Annotated in this window: 15 protein-coding genes and 1 other RNA gene; 4 read left to right on the forward strand and 12 right to left on the reverse strand. The window is 64.2% G+C overall.

The genetic code is table 11. From position 1 onward, the window contains the following. Nucleotides 1-13: 13 nt before the first annotated feature. The 7 genes from rsmH to KFF05_13490 all read right to left on the reverse strand — a co-directional run bounded on the left by rsmH (nt 14) and on the right by KFF05_13490 (nt 5,716). Nucleotides 14-988 carry a 16S rRNA (cytosine(1402)-N(4))-methyltransferase RsmH gene (gene rsmH, locus KFF05_13460; protein ID UTW50930.1) on the reverse strand — a complete coding sequence of 325 codons (975 nt, stop codon included), beginning with the start codon at nt 986-988 and terminating at the stop codon, nt 14-16. Continuing rightward, nucleotides 981-1,487 (reverse strand): division/cell wall cluster transcriptional repressor MraZ, encoded by a 507-nt coding sequence (locus tag KFF05_13465; GenBank protein ID UTW50931.1) that lies wholly within the window; start codon nt 1,485-1,487, stop codon nt 981-983. The genes rsmH and KFF05_13465 overlap by 8 nt, the downstream gene beginning before the upstream one ends. Before the next feature lie 507 nt (nt 1,488-1,994). Further along, an RNA gene (rnpB, locus tag KFF05_13470) (RNase P RNA component class A) lies at nt 1,995-2,391 on the reverse strand. A gap of 27 nt (nt 2,392-2,418) precedes the next feature. Beyond that, nucleotides 2,419-3,120, reverse strand: a complete 702-nt coding sequence (locus KFF05_13475; GenBank protein ID UTW50932.1) for an N-acetylmuramoyl-L-alanine amidase — start codon at nt 3,118-3,120, stop codon at nt 2,419-2,421. A gap of 29 nt (nt 3,121-3,149) precedes the next feature. Then, complete coding sequence (locus tag KFF05_13480) at nt 3,150-3,905, reverse strand: TerB family tellurite resistance protein (protein ID UTW50933.1); 756 nt, start codon at nt 3,903-3,905, stop codon at nt 3,150-3,152. Between the two features lie 70 nt (nt 3,906-3,975). Further along, on the reverse strand, nt 3,976-4,725 hold the full coding sequence (locus KFF05_13485) for a DUF3750 domain-containing protein (protein UTW50934.1): 750 nt from the start codon (nt 4,723-4,725) through the stop codon (nt 3,976-3,978). A gap of 28 nt (nt 4,726-4,753) precedes the next feature. Then, nucleotides 4,754-5,716, reverse strand: a complete 963-nt coding sequence (locus KFF05_13490; protein UTW50935.1) for a hypothetical protein — start codon at nt 5,714-5,716, stop codon at nt 4,754-4,756. A gap of 116 nt (nt 5,717-5,832) precedes the next feature. On the opposite strand from KFF05_13490, the gene KFF05_13495 reads away from it, so the two are divergent. Then, nucleotides 5,833-6,960 (forward strand): NAD(P)/FAD-dependent oxidoreductase, encoded by a 1,128-nt coding sequence (locus tag KFF05_13495; GenBank protein ID UTW50936.1) that lies wholly within the window; start codon nt 5,833-5,835, stop codon nt 6,958-6,960. A 15-nt stretch (nt 6,961-6,975) separates the two neighbouring features. Here the strand turns inward: KFF05_13495 and KFF05_13500 are convergent, their stop codons facing one another. After that, nucleotides 6,976-8,019 carry a hydroxyacid dehydrogenase gene (locus tag KFF05_13500; protein UTW50937.1) on the reverse strand — a complete coding sequence of 348 codons (1,044 nt, stop codon included), beginning with the start codon at nt 8,017-8,019 and terminating at the stop codon, nt 6,976-6,978. A gap of 120 nt (nt 8,020-8,139) precedes the next feature. Here KFF05_13500 and KFF05_13505 point away from each other — a divergent pair, with 120 nt between their 5' ends. From KFF05_13505 to KFF05_13515, 3 genes are all read left to right on the forward strand, one after another. Further along, nucleotides 8,140-11,754, forward strand: coding sequence for a hydantoinase B/oxoprolinase family protein (locus KFF05_13505; GenBank protein ID UTW50938.1), 3,615 nt, complete (start codon nt 8,140-8,142; stop codon nt 11,752-11,754). A 159-nt stretch (nt 11,755-11,913) separates the two neighbouring features. Beyond that, nucleotides 11,914-13,233 carry a TolC family outer membrane protein gene (locus KFF05_13510; protein UTW50939.1) on the forward strand — a complete coding sequence of 440 codons (1,320 nt, stop codon included), beginning with the start codon at nt 11,914-11,916 and terminating at the stop codon, nt 13,231-13,233. A 47-nt stretch (nt 13,234-13,280) separates the two neighbouring features. After that, the gene (locus tag KFF05_13515; GenBank protein UTW50940.1) at nt 13,281-14,273 is read left to right on the forward strand and encodes a threonine/serine dehydratase; all 993 of its coding nucleotides are present in this window, start codon (nt 13,281-13,283) and stop codon (nt 14,271-14,273) included. Nucleotides 14,274-14,287: 14 nt separating this feature from the next. Here KFF05_13515 and KFF05_13520 read toward each other — a convergent pair whose 3' ends face one another. The 4 genes from KFF05_13520 to KFF05_13535 all read right to left on the reverse strand — a co-directional run bounded on the left by KFF05_13520 (nt 14,288) and on the right by KFF05_13535 (nt 16,896). Beyond that, nucleotides 14,288-14,596 (reverse strand): hypothetical protein, encoded by a 309-nt coding sequence (locus KFF05_13520; protein ID UTW50941.1) that lies wholly within the window; start codon nt 14,594-14,596, stop codon nt 14,288-14,290. A 48-nt stretch (nt 14,597-14,644) separates the two neighbouring features. Continuing rightward, entirely contained in the window at nt 14,645-14,929 is a 285-nt protein-coding gene (locus KFF05_13525; GenBank protein ID UTW50942.1) for a hypothetical protein, read from the reverse strand. 74 nt (nt 14,930-15,003) lie between these two features. Further along, nucleotides 15,004-15,756, reverse strand: a complete 753-nt coding sequence (locus KFF05_13530) for a Crp/Fnr family transcriptional regulator (GenBank protein ID UTW50943.1) — start codon at nt 15,754-15,756, stop codon at nt 15,004-15,006. 120 nt (nt 15,757-15,876) lie between these two features. After that, on the reverse strand, nt 15,877-16,896 hold the full coding sequence (locus KFF05_13535; protein ID UTW50944.1) for a 2-dehydropantoate 2-reductase: 1,020 nt from the start codon (nt 16,894-16,896) through the stop codon (nt 15,877-15,879). Nucleotides 16,897-16,938: the final 42 nt, after the last annotated feature.

A 16,938-nucleotide genomic window follows, 5' to 3' on the forward strand; every position in this document is an offset into this window, starting at 1 on the left:
CTGCGATCCCTCCTCATGCCGCCGCCCGGGCGGGCGTGTCCGTGCGCACGGCCCAGCGCAGGCGGGCCGAACGGGCGCGCGGGTTGGACCGGGTTTCGGTCTGACCCGGCTTGACCGTGCCGCGGGTGATCAGGGTGAAGGTCGGCTTGTGCGTGCTGACCGGCAGGTCCGGCAGATGGCGCGACGGGCGCGGCCCGGCGCCGGACCGTTCGCGGAGAAACTCTTTCACCGCCCGGTCTTCAAGTGAATGGAAGGATACGACGGCCAATCGGCCGCCCGGCGCCAGCAGCGCCTCGGCCCCGGCAAGGCCGCGGACCAATTCACCCAGTTCGTCATTGACGAAGATGCGCAGCGCCTGGAACGTGCGGGTTGCCGGATCGATGCCGTCCTTGGATTTCCGGACGACGCTGCGGATCAGATCGGCCAATTCCTCCGTGCGGGTGATCGGCGCCTTTTCGCGCAGTTCGACGATGGCGCGGGCGACGCGGCGCGATGCCCGCTCCTCGCCATACTTATAGATAAGGTCGGCCAGTTCCTGTTCGGCCATGGAATTGACCACGTCAGCGGCGGTCGCCATGTCGTGGCCGAGACGGCTGTCCGCGTCCATGCGCATGTCGAGCGGCCCATCGGCGCGGAAGGAAAATCCGCGCGCCGGGTCGTCCAACTGCATGGAGGACACGCCGAGATCAAGGGCCACGCCGTCGACCCGCTCCACCCCGACGGAGGACAGCAGTTCGTGCATATCGCCGAAGCGCCCGGCCAGGACCGTCAGGCGACCCGGAAATTCCAGGCCCAGGTCGGCGCCGATGCTTTGCGCCAGGGGATCGCGGTCGATGCCCCAGACCGTGCAGTCGGCGGCTTCCAGCAATCCGCGGGAATAGCCGCCGGCCCCGAAGGTGGCATCCACATAGACGCCGCCGTCCCGGGGCTCCAGGGCGCTCAGAACTTCGGCAAGCATGACCGGGGAGTGACGGGATTTATCAGCCATCACCGTCCTCCCCGGCCGATGCGCCTGGCCGTTTCGGTAATTTCAATGTCATGCCACGCGATTTGGCGCGCTCGAAGGCGCCGCCGCGCTGGGCTTCGTAGGCGGCGGGCTCCCACATCATCATGCGCTGGCCGCGTCCGACGAACAGAACCTCGCCCTTGATGTTGGCGTAATCGCGCAGGTCGTCGGTCAGGACGATGCGGCCTTCCGGATCCATCGGCAGCTCGCGGGCGTTTTCCAGGATCACGGCGGCCAGGTCGTCCTGGTCGTCGGAGAACACGTCAAGGTCTTCGAGCCCTTCGGCGAGGCGCATCATGAAGGCCTCGTCGCAGGCTTCGAGCGCCGGATACTTGAAGGACGGAAAGGCATAAAGGCCGGAGAAGGCGTCGGCATCCGCGTCGGCGCGGCCGCGTGACAGGGCCGCACGGAAGGGCTTGGGTACGCTGACCCGTCCCTTCCTGTCGATCCTGTTGACGTGCCGTCCAACCAGCAGCGCCACCGCTACCCCCTTAGGGTTTCCACCCGATTCCCGCTCGGCGGGGATGATCGCGCCCAACTTCGGACGTCGTCCCCGCACCCGCCGCGCCCGGTCCCCCGGACTGGAAAGAACTCCGTGATTCCCTCCCGGAATTCTTCTGTGGCGCCGCCCCCGGCCCCGATAACCGCCCCGCCCGTAAGGACAAGGTGCGGCCCGGCATCCGGAAACACTGCGCCATTCACGCACTTTGGGCATGTTTGGGATATCATGGGATATCATGGGCGTCAATGGAATTAGCCTGGGAAACCTTGGGCCTTGGCGGGTCCCGGGCCGGCCGTTAACGAAGGCATAACCATGATTTTCCCCGCGTCCCGGCCCGGCGCGCGTCGTCGCCACAGGCCGCCGGCACCTTGGGCCAATCAAAAAAGTTCCGATCTGGGACGATTAAAGCCCCCGAAGCGGGCCTAATTTTGCGGGGACGGGGGCATTTTTGGGGCGGATCGCCGAATCCGGAGAGTTGGGTAATTTAGGACCAGACGGCCTGTAAGCCGGGTTCTGTCCCCGGGCGCCTCGCGGCGCACCGATGGACGGCCATTCATCTGGGACAGGCGTCGCCGCCTGCCTCGCGCAACCTACCCGAAGGACGATGCGGAAACGCATCCATGGCCCGAAGCCATCGGCCCTTCCTATTCGGTTTTGCTCCCGGTGGGGTTTACCGTGCCGTCCTTGTTGCCAAGGACGCGGTGCGCTCTTACCGCACCCTTTCACCCTTACCCGGCTCGGAAGCCGGGCGGTTTGCTTTCTGTGGCACTTTCCCTAGGCTCGCGCCCGCCGGGGGTTACCCGGCACCGTGTTTCCGTGGAGCCCGGACTTTCCTCCCCTTGCAGCTTTCGCCGTAGCAAGAGGCAGCCGTCCAGCCGTCTGGTCCGGGGGCGTTATAGCCTATTTGAGATCAGGAAACAGCGCCCTCGTCGCGGCGCAGGACCTCGACCAGGCCGAGTGCCCGGCGCGCCGTCTCGGGGTCGATGCGGCCGGTCACACGGTCCGGGCGGAAGTGGCGCTGGAAGGCCTTGAGGGCCGCGTTGAAGTCGGTGACGTCGTAGCCGATTTCCCGAAGCGCATCGGCCAGAACAGGTTGGTCCATGATCAGGTTGTCCGCTTCGCCCGGCCACAGGCCGATGCCCTTGCCGGCCAGCCGCGCCCAGGGGAACAATTCGCCCGGATCGGTCTTGCGTGTCGGTGCCACGTCGGAATGGCCGACCACGTTGCGGGCCGGAATGGGATGGCGGGTGAGCACGCCGAAGCACACGGCCTCAAGCTCGCGGATCTGCGCCTCGGGGAATTCGCGGTAACCCCATTCGTGGCCGGGGTTGACCAGCTCGATCCCGATGGACCGCGCGTTGATGTCCGTGCGCCCCCGCCAATGGGCGACGCCCGCGTGCCAGGCGCGCATCTTTTCGTCCACCAAGCGGTGGACCGTGCCGTCCTCGTCGATCAGGTAATGGGCCGAGACCTCGGCCTTGGGGTCCTTGAGGCGGTCCAACGCCGCCGCCGCCGTTTCCATGCCGGTATAGTGCAGCACCAGCATGTCCACGGTGAAACCGGGGCCGCGGTCATCGCAATTCGGGCTGGGGTCGATGACGATCTCGGGCATTGGCGTTCCCCCATTGCTCGGGATTTGCGTTAGAGCTTGCGCTCTTTCTTGACCTGATCATAGGCGGCGTTGATGGCCGCCATCTTGTCGTTGGCGAGGTCGATGAATTCCTGGGGCATGCCGTCGGCCATCAGTTTGTCCGGATGGTTCTCGCGGATCAATTGGCGATAGGCCTTTTTGATGTCGGCATCCGAATCCGTGCGCTTCACGCCCAGGATTTCGTAGGGGTCGGCTTTCTTGGGCTCGTCCAGATGCATGGCCTTCAGGCGCTCGAACCCCTGGGGGGTGAACCCGAAGATCAGGGCCGTGCGGCGCAGGAACTCCATCTCGCCGGGATGCACGGCGCCGTCGGCCTTGGCGATATGGAACAGGGCTGCAAGTAATTCTTCCAGCACCGCCGGCTCGCGGGTGAACATCATGGCGATCTGTTCGGCATAGGGCTCGTAGCCGGTCGCGTCCTTGCGCGCCTCGTTGAACAGCTTGCCGACGGCGGCTTCGTCCTCGGGCGGGACATGGAACATGCGGCGAAAGGCGAGAATTTCGTCCTTCGACACCGCGCCGTCGGATTTCGCCATCTTGGCGGCCAGCACGATGACGGCCTGGGTGAAGGCGACCTGACGGGCTTCGTTCTGGGCATCCGACCCTTCAGCGCCGGACAACAAGGCCTCGTCCCCCGCCTTCTTCTGGTCGTACATATGGCCCGCGATGCCGCCGATGAGCGCACCCAGCGGCCCGCCCATGGCGAAGCCGGCAACCCCGCCGACGACTTTACCCCAAATGCTCATGGTCGATTGACTTCCCCCGCCCGTGGCGGCTTGTTGACGGCGCCGGCGGCGCATTTCCTCGGGCCGCAATTTAGGACGGTCCCAGCCGTCCCGCCAAGGGCAGTTTGATGGCAAGGTCTTTTGGGTCGATCCCGAAAGTCAGGCCCAGGATGTTGACCTCGACCCCCTCCTCGACCCCGGCCATCACGCCCAACAGCCCGAACAGGGAGACCTGATAGCCGGTGCCACTCGGCGTTTTGGCGGCGAAGCCGCCTTCGGGCAGGTAATCCTTGCCGATGGCCGTGGGCGGCAAGTCCAGGTTCAATTCCGGCACGGCGCGGGCAACATGGGCGGTGAAGGTGTTGGAATTGGGACCGGGCCAGACGGTGTAGGTTCTGGCATGGGGATAGGCGCGGGCGGCGGCGTCGATGCGCTTGATCATGTCATCGACACCGGCCCCCCGCTTGTCGGCGATGATTTCCGGCTCCGCCCCGAACCAGCGCTGGTCCGGCTCTTTCTCGGTAATGACCAGGGCCGATCCGCCATGGCGCGCGCGCCAGCCGATGATCTCGTAGACCGTGAAGGCGTCGGCGGCGGTCGGCTTGGCCGCGATCCAGGTGTGGACGCCGAAAATGCCGCGCCAGGAAAACGCCCTGGCCGCATAGACTTGAACGACCGCTTCCTTGGTAACGGCCGGATCGGGCGCGATGCCCATGGGCTCCCGGCTGGCCGTGCGCCAATCCGCCATGACGGTGTGCTTTCCGATGCTGACGGTCGCGCCGATGACCAGAAGCACAAACAGCCCCTTCGCCACGGTCCGCAATGTTTTGCTTTTCAACATGATGATCCTGATAAATCCAACGCCTTACTTAGGCAGGCAGTAACCGTTTTGCCAGTTGCCGCCACACCGCGGGCATCAGATAGATGGGGAACTGTCCGACCACGAAGTACAGCATGGTATCCGGATCGATGGCCGGCAGCAAAACCGCGATCAGGATCGCAAGGTTGCGGTTGCCCGAGGCAAAGGACGCCGACAGCACCTTGACCCTCCCCCAATCGCGGCCCATGGCCCGCCCCACCACGGCGAAGGCCCCCGCCCCGGCCACCTGCAGGCCAGCGTAGACCGCGAAGCTGAGGATCGTCACGAAGATCACATGGTCCGGATTGTCCCGGAACGCCTGCGGCACGCCCGCCATCAGCCCGGCGGCAAAGCCGACCAGCAGGATCACCGACACGCCGTGCAAAGGCTGGCGCCAACCATCGATCCGCGCCCGGCCAAGGATTCGTTGCGCGATCACGGCGGCGGCGAAGGTCGAGACGACGAGGGCTGCCAGCCGCCCCATGAGGTCGAACGACGACAGGGGGATATCCACCAGGGCCGACGACACCATGGGCAACGTCAGCGGCACCAGGAAGGTTTCGGCGATCAGCACCAGCAAAAGGAACGCCCCGTCGAGCCCGATGACCATGCCGACGGCGGGCGTGGACATCAGCGGGCAGCTTGCCGCCGTCAACACCATGGCGGCAACCAGGCCCGGCGACAGCCCCATATCCTTGACCAGCAGCCAGGTGATGACCGGCGTTACCGCCAGCATCCAGACCAGCGTGATGCCCAATAGGAACGGTCGGCGGATGTGGCCCATCACATCGGCCCAGTCGATATGGACCATCGACACGAACATCAGGACCCAGACCATTTCCGTCAGCCAGGGCTGCAGATGCACCGTCACCCCGGGGAAAGTAAGGCCAGAAAACACCCCCACGGCCATCATGGTCGTGGCGTGACGGCCCAGAAAGGCGAGACCGGAGACGATCAGAGCGGCTGGGTTCATTGCGGCGGTCCTGCGGTGAAACGAATGCCATCCGGGCACTTGCGCGGAAATCGATTATGGGGCAAACCCAGATGTATACAATCCGATCAAGAAATCCCAATCCCCAAGGAGCATCCATGGCCGAACAGGTTGATACGGTAGTCATCGGCGCAGGCGTCGTGGGCCTGGCCTGCGCGCGCACCCTGGCCCAGGCCGGGCGCGACGTCATCCTACTGGAAAAGGCCGACGATATCGGCACCGGCACCAGTTCGCGCAATTCCGAGGTCATCCACGGCGGCATCTACTATGCCAAGGATTCGCTGAAGGCATTGTGCTGTGTCGAGGGCAAGGAGATGCTCTACGAATACTGCGCAAGCCACGGGATCGAGCATAACCGCATTGGCAAGATCATCGTCGCCATCACCGAAGACGAGGTGGTGAAGCTGGAGGAACTGAAGGCCAAGGGCGAAGGCAACGGCGTTCACGACCTGACCTGGCTGGACGCCAAGCAGATGAAAGAGATGGAGCCCAACGTAACGGCTGCGGCGGGCCTCCTTTCACCCTCCACCGGGATCATCGAAAGTCACGGCTACATGCTGTCCCTGCAGGGCGAATTGGAAGACCGGGGCGGCATGATCGCCTTCAACACCCCTGTGGAGGGCGGCGAGGTCCTGGCTGACGGACGCATCCGCATCCGCGCTGGCGGCGACGCGCCCATGGAACTGGACTGTTCCCTGGTGGTCAACGCGGGTGGGCTGTATGCCCAGCACATCGCCCGCGCCATCGACGGCATCCCGGCGGACAGCATCCCCGGCAGCTTTTACGCCAAGGGCCATTACTTCACGATCGCGGGCAAAAGCCCCTTCAACCACCTGATCTATCCGGCCCCCGTGCCGGGCGGGCTCGGCACCCATTCGACGCTCGATCTCGGCGGCGGCACCAAGTTCGGCCCCGACGTGGAATGGCTCGACGTCACCCATCCGGACCAGATCGACTACAAGGTCGACGAAAGCCGGGTCGACAGCTTCTACGGTGCGATCCGCCGCTACTGGCCGGGATTGGCCGACGGCGCCCTGTCGCCGGGCTATACGGGTGTGCGGCCCAAGCTGACCAACAGCAACGACAAATACGCCGCCGACTTCGTCATCCAAGGTTCGGACGTGCACGGGCTGGCCAATTACGTCGGCCTGTACGGCATCGAAAGCCCGGGGCTGACCTCGTCTCTGGCGATCGCCAAGCGGGTCGCCGGGCTTGTGGAAAGCTGACGGCGCGCCGCCCGCCTATTCCGCGGCGACGGGCTGCCCGAAGATCTGTGCGAACCGTTCGGTGTAGCGATCCCAGACGTCCGGGTTCTTCAGCCGTGGCGGCTTTTCACCCCGCAGGATCGTGACCCACTGCTCGGCCGCCGCCTTGGCCATGTTGTAATTGCATTCATAGGTCACGCCCGCGTTGTGGGGCGACAGCAGCACGTTGTCGAACTCGACGAAGCGGTTGTCCGCATTGCCCGTGGGTTCGATCTCGAACACATCAAGCCCGGCCCCCTGGATGCATTTCTCGCGCAACGCAGCCACCAGGGCGTCTTCATCAGCGATGCCACCACGCGCCGTGGTGATGAAATAAGCCGTGGGCTTCATGAAACCGAAGGCGCGGGCATCGACCATGCCACGGGTTTCAGCGTTCAGCGGGCAATTGACGGAGATGATATCCGCTTCCCGGCACAGGGTTTCGAAATCGACCTTTTCCGCCCCGCGTTCGGCGAAATCGGCGTCGCTGATATAGGGATCGCAGGCGATGGCCTTGGCGCCGAACACCTTCACATAGCCGGCAACCAGCCGGCCGATATTGCCCAGGCCGATAATACCGACCGTCTTGCCGGTCAGCTCTGAGCCGATGAAGTTCTGGCGGTCGATCCGCGGGTTGGCGCGGATGGCCTTGTCGGTCTGCGCGATCTGCTTGCTGAGCGTCAGCGCCAAGCCCAGCACATGCTGCGCCACGGACACCGAATTGGCGCCCGAATTGTTGACCACCATGATGCCCAGATCGTTGCAGGCGTCGACGTCGATCATGTCATAGCCCGCCCCGGTCGAGGACACGGCCAGCAGGTTGGGGCAACGCTCCAGAAATTCCCGGTTCGGATACCAGGCTTTCGGGGTTTCGTTGGTCGGCATGAACTGAATGCCGTGAACCTGGGCCAGCAGGTTCCAATTGTGGTCGGCGTCGTCTTCGAAGTCGATGCGCTGGGGCGTGATCTCCGGCGCGGCGGCCAGGATGTCCATGGCGATGGGATCGACGAATTTGTTGAAATAGGCAAGAGTGCGCGACATGGGGCAGGATGTCCTCTGGGCTTGTGTTTTTGCTTGTGAGGCTGTTCTATCCGGTCTCTCATAAAGCCGACAAGAAAAACCGGGGCCTTCGGGGGCTAGAGAGGACCGGCAACCGACCAAATGGCGGATCAAATACAAAAATCGGGCTGGCACGTCTGGATCGACCGGGGCGGCACCTTCACGGACCTGGTCGCGCAGGCGCCGGACGGGCGGCTGGTTACCCATAAGCTGCTGTCAGAAAACCCGGACCAGTACGAAGACGCCGCCCTGCAGGGCATCCGCGATATTCTAGGCGTCGCCCCAGGTGCTGCGATCCCCGAAGGGGCCGTCAGCGTCGTCAAGATGGGCACCACCGTGGCCACCAACGCGCTCTTGGAGCGCAAGGGCGACCGCACGGTGCTGGTCATCACCGACGGCTTCGGCGATGCGCTGCGCATCGGATACCAGGCCCGGCCCAATATTTTCGCCCGCCACATCGAATTGCCGGAAATGCTGTACGAGCAGGTGATCGAAACGCCCGAGCGCGTGAACGCCCAGGGCGAGGTTCTGACGCCGCTCGACCAAAGCCGCCTCCGCGCCGGGCTGCAGGAAGCCTACGACGCCGGCATCCGCGCCGCCGCCATCGTGTTCATGCACGGCTACCGTTATCCGGACCATGAACGCCGGGCCGCCGCCATCGCCCGCGACATCGGTTTTACCCAGATCTCCACCAGCCATCAGGTCAGCCCCCTGATGAAACTGGTCAGCCGGGGCGACACCACGGTGGTCGATGCCTATCTGTCGCCGATCCTGCGCCGCTATGTCGACCGGGTGGCGGGCGACCTGGGCGACACGCCGCTGCAGTTCATGCAGTCCAACGGCGGGCTGACCGACGCGCGCCTGTTCCAGGGCAAGGATTCGATCCTGTCCGGTCCCGCCGGCGGCGTCGTCGGTATGGTCGAGACCGCGCGCATGGCCGGCTTCGCCAAGGTCATCGGCTTCGACATGGGCGGGACGTCCACGGACGTCTCCCACTACGACGGAGAGTATGAGCGCACGTTCGAAACCCAGGTTGCCGGGATTCGCATGCGCGCGCCCATGATGAACATTCACACGGTCGCCGCCGGCGGCGGGTCAATCCTGCATTTCGACGGGGCGCGCTATCGGGTCGGCCCCGACAGCGCCGGTGCAGACCCGGGCCCCGCCTGTTACCGCCGGGGTGGGCCGCTGACCGTTACCGACTGCAACGTCATGCTGGGCAAGGTACAGCCGACATACTTCCCCGCCGTATTCGGCCCCAACGCGGACCAGCCCCTGGACGACCGCGCCGTACGCCGCAAGTTCGAGGACATGGCCCGGACCATCCACGAAGAAACCGGCGACGACCGCACGCCGGAAGAGGTCGCCGAGGGGTTCCTGAAAATCGCCGTCGAAAACATGGCCAACGCGATCAAAAAAATCTCCGTTCAACGCGGCCATGACGTGACGGAATACGTACTCAACGGCTTCGGCGGGGCGGCAGGGCAGCACGCCTGCCTGGTCGCCGATGCGCTCGGCATGAACACCGTGTTCCTGCACCCCTTCGCGGGCGTGCTCTCGGCCTACGGCATGGGCTTGGCCGATGTGCGGGCGATCCGCGAAAAAGCGGTCGAGGCCCCGCTGGCCGCCGGTCTGACCGCCCCCCTGATGGAGATCATCGAAGGCCTGGAAAAGGACGCCCGGGCAGAGATCGACGGCCAGGGCATCACAAAGGAAAACATCGAAATCTTCCGCCGTGCCCATCTTCGCTACAAGGGCACGGACACGGCCCTGATCGTGCCGTTCGGCGACCGCAACAAGATGATCGACGAGTTCGAGGTTCTGCACCGCCAGCGTTACGGCTTCACCGCCCCCGGCCGCGGCCATATCATCGAGGCCGTGTCGGTGGAAGTCGTCGGCCGTGCCGGCATGGCCGAAGATCCCGATATCGAAGACATCCCCGGCGTTGCGGCCCTGCGCCCCATGACCCGGGTGCCCATGACGTCGGGCGGCAAGACATACGAGACGCCCGTCTACCGCACGGAAGCGCTGCTACCCGGCGACCGCCTTGCCGGTCCCACGATCCTGGTCGAGAACACCTCGACCATCGTGGTCGAACCGGGCTGGGCCGCCGAGATGACCCGCAAGGGCCATCTGATTCTGACCCGGGCGGAACCGCGCCCGGAAGTCCACGCCATCGGCACCCAGGCCGACCCGGTGATGCTGGAAATCTTCAACAACCTGTTCATGTCGATCGCCGAACAGATGGGCACGACCCTGGCCAACACCAGCTATTCCGTGAACATCAAGGAACGGTTGGATTTCTCCTGCGCCGTATTCGACCGCAAGGGCGAACTGATCGCCAACGCGCCGCATATCCCCGTGCACCTGGGCTCCATGGGCGAAAGCATCCGCGCCGTGATGCGCGACAATGCCGGAAAGATAAAGCCCGGCAACGTCTATGCCCTGAACGCGCCCTACAACGGCGGCACCCATCTGCCGGACGTCACCGTCATCACGCCCGTGTTCGACGACAAGGGCCAGGACATCCTGTTCTATGTCGGCTCACGCGGTCATCACGCCGACATCGGCGGCATCACCCCGGGCTCCATGCCCCCCGACAGTAAAACGGTCGAGGAAGAAGGTGTTTTGATCGACAATTTCCTTCTGGTCGATCAGGGAAACCTGCGCGAGGACGCCCTACGTGAATTGTTGTGCGGCGGCCCCTACCCCGTGCGGAATTTTGATCAAAATTTGGCTGACCTGGCGGCCCAGATCGCGGCCAACGAAAAGGGGGCCCAGGAACTGCGCAAGATGGTCGATCACTTCGGCCTGGAAACGGTCTGGGCCTATATGGACCATGTCCAGGACAACGCCGAGGAAAGCGTGCGCCGGGTGCTCGACGTGCTGACCGACGGGCAGTTCACCAGTGAGATGGACAACGGCGCGGTGATCGACGTGAAGATCACGGTCAATCACAAGAAGCGCGAGGCGACCTTGGATTTCTCCGGCTCGTCGGCGCAACTGGACAGCAACTTCAACGCCCCCACCGCCGTCTGCCATGCCGCGGTGCTCTATACCTTCCGCACGCTGATCGACGACGATATCCCCTTGAACGCCGGCTGCCTCAAGCCGCTCAAGCTGGTGATCCCCGAAAAATCCATGCTGGCGCCCGTCTATCCCGCCGCCGTGGTCGCCGGTAACGTGGAAACCAGCATGATCGTGACCGACGCACTGTTCGGCGCGCTGGGGGCCCTGGCTTCCAGCCAGGGAAGCTGCAACAACTTCACCTTCGGTAATGATCGCCATCAGTACTACGAAACCATCTGCGGCGGATCGGGTGCGGGACCGGACTTCGACGGCACGGACGCCGTTCACACCCATATGACCAACACCCGGCTAACCGATCCGGAAGTCTTGGAATGGCGTTTCCCGGTGATGGTCGAACGTTTCGCCATCCGCCACGGTTCGGGCGGGCCGGGGGCGCACCCGGGCGGCAACGGCGTGACCCGGCGTATTCGTTTCCTCGAAGACATGACAGCGGCGATCCTGTCCAGCCACCGCCGCGCACCGCCCCATGGCATTGACGGCGGCAGCCCCGGCATGATCGGGCGCAACGCCGTCGAGCGGGTCGACGGCACGGTCGAGGAATTGACCGGCACGGACCGCCGCGAGCTTAAGCCCGGCGACGTCTTCATCATCGAAACGCCGGGCGGCGGCGGCTTTGGCGCGGCTTGATTTCCCCTTAACCGGCGCTTAACCAAGGTTTTCTATAAGATTCCCAGGATTCCGGGTGCGATTCGGGCCGCGTTTGACCACCGGGCCGCCGGGGCATAGACTCGTTCCGCAGTTCGGCGCGCCGACCGAATCCTTAAGAACTTGAGGGAGTTTCACCGCGTGCGTAGACGGGCGATTGCCGGAACGATGACGATGGGCCTGGTCCTGGCGTCAGCACTATGCGCGCCCGAGGCCGCACGCGCGGCCCCGCTGGAGATTGAACTCGCCCGCCTGATCACCAACCATCCCAACATCCTGGCCGCCGAGAACACCCTGGAAAGCAACCGACAGGGCATCGACGTCGCCAAGGCCCGGCGCCTGCCGACCCTGAGCATGACCGGCGACGCGGGGCGCGAGTTCATCGACAGCCCGTCGACCCGGTCGTCCGGCGCCAAAAGCATCGAGAACAAGAACGTCGCCACCTTTACCCTGTCGCAGAACCTGTTCGACGGCTATGCGACACGGACGGCCATCCATATCGCCGAATTGAACGAGCATCTGGCCCGCATCTCGCTGGAGGGCACACGCCAGAACACCCTGTTCCAGGGCGTGCGGGCCTATATCACCGTGCTGCGGCAGATGCGCCTGCTCGGCATCACCATCGAAAGCGAAGGCCGTATTCAGCGTCAGTTGAACCTGGAAGATGAACGGGTGCGCCGCGGATCGGGGATCGCCGTCGACGTGCTGCAGGCCAAATCGCGCCTTCAGGTCGCCAAGGAACGGCGCGTCGGCTTCGAGGGCCAGTTGCGTGACGCCATGTCGCGCTACCAGCAGGTGTTCGGCTTTCCCCCCAATCTGGAAGACATGTACGACCCCCGCCCGCCGGTCAACGCCGTGCCGAGCGAGCTGGATCGCGCCCTTGCCATCGCGCTGGTCGAAAACCCTGCCGTGCGCGAAGCGGGCACCAGTATCGACATCACCCGCCAGCGCGAGGTCGAGGCCAAATCCGGGCTCTATCCGACCATCGATCTGGAAGGCGAGTTCAACATGGAACAGAACAACGGCGGCGTGCTCGGCACCCGGCGCGACTACAGCATCGGCTTCCAAGCCGATTGGGAGCTGTTTTCCGGCTTTTCCACCCGGTCTTCGACCCTGCGCGCGGCCTATGACACGGCCGCCAACCGCAACAAGCTGCAGGCCGCTGCCCGCACGGTGGAGGAACAGGTCCGCCTTGCCTGGCAAGCTCTGGAAACCGCCCGCGAGCGGGTGATCCTTCTGGAAAACGCGGTCAACATCGCATCGGAAGTGGCGCAAAGCCGGCGCAAACTGCGCGCCGCCGGTAAGGAAACAGTGATCAACGTGCTGGACGCCGAGAACGAGGTCAACAACGCGCAGATCAATTTCACCACCGCGTCCTACGACGAAAAGACCGCCGCCTATCAGCTTCTCCTCGCCCTCGGCCGCCTTGATCCCTTGAGCCTGAACCTCGTGGTGCAGTAAACCTATGTGCGGGCCAACCCGGCCCGGCACAACGGAGTTGCCCCGCCATGGAAGGTTCCCTGTTTTCCCGTGACCGCTTGGTCACGCTTGATGCCGTCCGCGCCGCGCGCGCGAACATGCCCCATGCCATCCGCCGCACACCCGTCGTGCCCGTGGCCCGGGACAGTGCCGAGGTCGGCCGGGAAACCCTGTTCCTGAAGTGTGAGAATTTGCAGGTCACGGGTGCGTTCAAGGTGCGCGCCGTGTTCAACGTGATGCACTACCTGACGGCGGAACAGAAGGCTAAGGGCGTGGTTCTGGCATCATCCGGCAACTTTGCCCAGGGTTTCGCCTTCGCCGGCAAGACGCTGGGCGTTCCCATCACCGTCGTGATGCTGGACGCGACCAGCCCCTACAAGATCCAGGGCACGGAAGGGTACGGCGCCGAGGTTTATCTCTGCGGCACGGACGCCCTCGCCCGTCAGCCCACGGTGGAACGCCTGGCCGTGGAGCGCGGCATGACCGCCATCGACACCTGGGAAGACCCGCCGATCATCGCCGGCCACGGCACCATCGGTTTCGAAATCATGGAACAATGCCCCGATGCCCAGCAGGTCCTGGTCCCCGTGTCGTCGGGCGGGGTCGCCGGCGGCATTGCGGCGGCGGTCAAGCTGATCAATCCGAACGTGAAGGTCGTGGGCATCCAGCCGGAACGCGCCAACGCGGCCTATGTCTCGCGCCAAGCAGGCACGCCCACGGCCATCGACTATTGGGACAGCATCGCCGACGGGCTGAGCGCCCGGCGCCCCGGCGAATACCCGTTCATGCATTTGGAGGCCTACCTCGACGACATCGTGCTGGTCTCGGAGCAGGACATCGCCCGCGCCTTCAAGACCATCCTGACCCGCATCAAGATGCTGGGCGAGCCCGCCGGCGTCACCGCGGCGGCCGGGTTCCTGTCGGGCAAGGTCGATACGTCGCTGAAAACCGTGGCCGCGCTGACCGGCGGCAACCTGACCCAGGAATCGGTGCTCAAGATGCTGGATATGGCCGCCGACTGAGGCGGACTTGGTCGCTAAGTCTTTTCGCCGGCGACCGGCGGCTGATCGGCACCGGGGCCGTCCTTGCGATCTCCGCCCGGCGGGTTCTTTCGCCGAATGATGATATCCCCGTTGGGCAGGACCTCGGGCATTTCGTACTGCGGGATGGTCATGATGAACAGCTCGAAGGCGCGCAGGATCTTCTTCGTCCCTTCCTCCAGCAGCACGTCCGGATCAGGTGAATTCGATTGCGCCTGGGCGGTGGCGGCGGGAACCGTCGCCAGCATCAGGGCAAAAATCGCGGCAGCACTGCGGCGAAAGGTCGGTGGCGTAACGGATGGCATGGTTGCTCTCCTGTGGTGGCCCCTAAGGTCCCCCAAGATATGACGGGCTTAGGCCCCCTTGGCCAGAAAGGCCGCTGACACCGCGAAGGCTTCCAGTTCGTCGTCCCGCGCACCCCGCAGGGTTTCCAGGCGATCCAGTTCCCGGCAGATGGCATCGCGCTTTTCGATCAGCGCCTTGAAATGCAGATCGCAGCCGGCGACCTGGGGCGGATAATCGCGGAGTTCCTGGAAGACCGGCCGCTTGACCGCCTGCAGACGGTCACGCAATTCCTGCCAACGTCGGTTCTGCATGGCTGCATCTTCGTTGCGATGGGCCATTTTGAGATTGCTCATGGGCGGACTCTCCGCTGGCGGTGGTCCTTCACATATGGCTGGCAACCACCATGCCCGCAAGACCGGCGAACGATTTATCCCGGCCCCTGGGCGATGTCTTCGAGCCCATCACGGGACAGGATTTCGACCGCCCCGCCATGTTCGGCACCGATCACGCCGGCGTTGCGCAGCTTGGTGAACGAGCGGCTGACCGTTTCCACGGTCAACCCCAGGTAATCCGCAATATCAGCACGACGCATATTCAAGCGCAGCGCCCCATCGTCGTTGACGCAATCGGGCGCCTTGTCCAGCAGGGTCAACAAGAAGACCGCGATGCGCTCCTCCGCCGTCAGCCGGCCAAGCGACAGCATCTGTCCCTGAGCGGTGGTGATTTCACGCTGCAGCTTCAGGATCACCGCCTTGGCCAATGACGGATACTGCCCAACCAGTTCCGTGATGCGGGCGCGCGGGAAACTGCACACAGTCACCGGCGTTATTGCTTCGGCCGTGACGGGATAGTCGGGCCCATCGCGGAGGCCGATCAGGTCCCCCCTAAAATAGAACCCGGTGACCTGACAACGCCCGTCGGCAAGAAGCTTGTATTGCTTGAACACGCCGGAGGTGACGGTGAAGACATTATCGGCGGGGTCGGATTCCTGAAATAACGTCTGGCCGGCCGCCAGCTTGCGGCGGTTTACATGCTCAGCGAGATGAGACAATTCATCCGTGCTCAGGCCCGAGCAGGCGGCCAGATGACGTGCAACGCAGCTGGCGCATTCCTGCGGCAGATGATCCCGTTCCCGGGCCGCATCACATAGACCGATCACTCTGGCGGTGACAGATGCCATCAATTCCTACCCAAGGCTGCATCCGGCGGTGGCAAACCCATTTCCCACCGCCGGGATGTATTATAGAGCAGCCCGGGTCCGGCGCAATTCCGGATCGCGTGGCAGTAGGCGTGGCCTTACCTATTCGGCGGCTTGGCCCGCGTTCTGCACGATCACGCCCGCATGCTGGGTGACCATCACCTTGTTCAGCAGCTTGACGCAGGAATAGACCGCAAACGTGTGCGGACAGGGTGTTTCCGTCAGCTTGGCCAATTCCAGCACGGCACCGATCAGGGCTTCGGTTTCGAGCGACCGCCCTGCCTCGACGTCCTGCAGCATGGAGGTCTTGTGCGCGCCGACGCTTTCCGCACCATCGATGCGTTTTTCGATGGTGTGGCGGAAGGTGATACCCAGCTTTTCCGCGACAATCTGGGCTTCTTCCATCATCTTCTGGGCCAGATGCCGGGTTTCCGGGAACTGGCAGATGTCGACCAGAGTCGCGTGGGTCAGCGCGCTGATCGGGTTGAAGCTGAGGTTGCCCCAAGCCTTGAGCCAGATTTCCGAGCGGATATCCTCGAGCACGCGAGACCGGAAACCGGCTCCCTCGAGAAGTTCCTTCAGGCCTTCCACCCGCGCGCTGATCGATCCGTCCAACTCGCCGATGGGGAAACGGTCGCCCTCGACATGCTTGATGACGCCCGGTTCCGTCACGGCGGCGGCCGGGTAGACGACGCAGCCGATGATGCGGTCGCCGTCGATGTACTTGGTCAGCACGCCATCCGGATCCAGGCTTTCAAGCTGCTTGCCGTCGTGCGGACCGCCGTGGTTGTGGAAATACCACCACGGAATGCCGTTCTGCACGGTCATGATCATGGTGTTGGGGCCCATCAGCGCACCCAGGTCCTTGGCGACCAGTTCCAGGTAATGAGCCTTAAGGCCCAGGATGACAAGGTCCTGTTCGCCCGCGTCGGCGCATTTTTCGAACGCCTTCACCTGCGCGACATGTTCCGATCCGTCTTCCCAGATCAGTTTCAACCCGTTCTGGCGGATCGCCTGAAGGTGCGGTCCCATATCGATGACGCTAACGTCGTTTCCGGCCAAGGCCAGTTTGGCGCCCATAAGGCCGCCGATGGCGCCGGCACCAATCACGCATACTCGCATGATGTTCTCCCTGCTTTTCTCTGTTTCCCTGCGGCGGGCATA

The organism is bacterium SCSIO 12827 (assembly GCA_024397995.1).
Classification (GTDB): Bacteria; Pseudomonadota; Alphaproteobacteria; order Rhodospirillales; family Casp-alpha2; genus UBA1479.

Bases quoted from the DNA above. Each gene is read 5' to 3' on its own strand.
- rsmH (UTW50930.1), bottom strand. From the start codon at position 988: ATGGCTGATAAATCCCGTCACTCCCCGGTCATGCTTGCCGAAGTTCTG.
- KFF05_13475 (UTW50932.1), bottom strand. From the start codon at position 3,120: ATGCCCGAGATCGTCATCGACCCCAGCCCGAATTGCGATGACCGCGGC.
- KFF05_13480 (UTW50933.1), bottom strand. From the start codon at position 3,905: ATGAGCATTTGGGGTAAAGTCGTCGGCGGGGTTGCCGGCTTCGCCATG.
- KFF05_13485 (UTW50934.1), bottom strand. From the start codon at position 4,725: ATGTTGAAAAGCAAAACATTGCGGACCGTGGCGAAGGGGCTGTTTGTG.
- KFF05_13490 (UTW50935.1), bottom strand. From the start codon at position 5,716: ATGAACCCAGCCGCTCTGATCGTCTCCGGTCTCGCCTTTCTGGGCCGT.
- KFF05_13495 (UTW50936.1), top strand. From the start codon at position 5,833: ATGGCCGAACAGGTTGATACGGTAGTCATCGGCGCAGGCGTCGTGGGC.
- KFF05_13500 (UTW50937.1), bottom strand. From the start codon at position 8,019: ATGTCGCGCACTCTTGCCTATTTCAACAAATTCGTCGATCCCATCGCC.
- KFF05_13505 (UTW50938.1), top strand. From the start codon at position 8,140: ATGGCGGATCAAATACAAAAATCGGGCTGGCACGTCTGGATCGACCGG.
- KFF05_13515 (UTW50940.1), top strand. From the start codon at position 13,281: ATGGAAGGTTCCCTGTTTTCCCGTGACCGCTTGGTCACGCTTGATGCC.
- KFF05_13520 (UTW50941.1), bottom strand. From the start codon at position 14,596: ATGCCATCCGTTACGCCACCGACCTTTCGCCGCAGTGCTGCCGCGATT.
- KFF05_13525 (UTW50942.1), bottom strand. From the start codon at position 14,929: ATGAGCAATCTCAAAATGGCCCATCGCAACGAAGATGCAGCCATGCAG.
- KFF05_13530 (UTW50943.1), bottom strand. From the start codon at position 15,756: ATGGCATCTGTCACCGCCAGAGTGATCGGTCTATGTGATGCGGCCCGG.
- KFF05_13535 (UTW50944.1), bottom strand. From the start codon at position 16,896: ATGCGAGTATGCGTGATTGGTGCCGGCGCCATCGGCGGCCTTATGGGC.